Source organism: Streptomyces sp. BE20 (genome assembly GCF_036322525.1).
GTDB lineage: Bacteria > Actinomycetota > Actinomycetes > Streptomycetales > Streptomycetaceae > Kitasatospora.
Genome location: NZ_JAQYWW010000363.1, coordinates 1 through 645 on the forward strand (window position 1 = coordinate 1; position 645 = coordinate 645).

1 protein-coding gene and 1 pseudogene are annotated in these 645 nt (G+C 69.8%); both read left to right on the top strand.

Annotated features, from left to right (window positions below; translation table 11 throughout):
• Positions 1-256: pseudogene (locus PUR61_RS02610) on the top strand (ABC transporter); the annotation flags it as partial.
• Positions 253-645 (top strand): ABC transporter permease (locus PUR61_RS02615; protein ID WP_329875176.1); only part of this gene is annotated, 393 nt, incomplete at its 3' end. The pseudogene PUR61_RS02610 and the gene PUR61_RS02615, both read left to right, overlap by 4 nt.

Below are 645 nucleotides of genomic sequence, written 5' to 3' on the forward strand. Positions count from 1 at the left end.
CCGCTTCACCGACCCCACCGCCTACCGCAACGCCACCTCCGCACTGCCCGAAACCACCCGCGACGACGAGGCCCTCACCCTCCAGATCCCCGGCGACGGCAGCCAGCGCCACCTGCGCACCCTCCTCGACCACCTCGACACGGCCGGCATCGAAGCCGACGAACTCACCGTCCACACCCCCGACCTCGACGACGTCTTCTTCGCCCTCACCGGCGGCACCGACATCCCCCACCAGGCCAAGGAGAACGCCCGATGAGCTCCCTCACCCTCGCCCTGCGCGACTCCTCGACCATGCTGCGCCGCAACCTCCTGCACGCCCGGCGCTACCCGTCCCTCACCCTGAACCTGCTGCTCACACCGATCATGCTGCTGCTGCTCTTCGTCTACATCTTCGGCGACACGATGAGCGCGGGCCTCGGAGGCGGCGGCGGCCCGGACCGCTCCGCGTACATCGCCTACCTCGTCCCGGGCCTCCTGCTGATGACCATCGGCAGCACCGTGGTCGGGACGGCGGTGTCCGTCTCCAACGACATGACCGAGGGCATCATCGCCCGCTTCCGCACGATGGCGATCCACCGCCCGTCGGTGCTCGTCGGACACGTCGTCGGCAGCGTGCTGCAGTCGGTCGCCAGCGTGGTCCTCGTC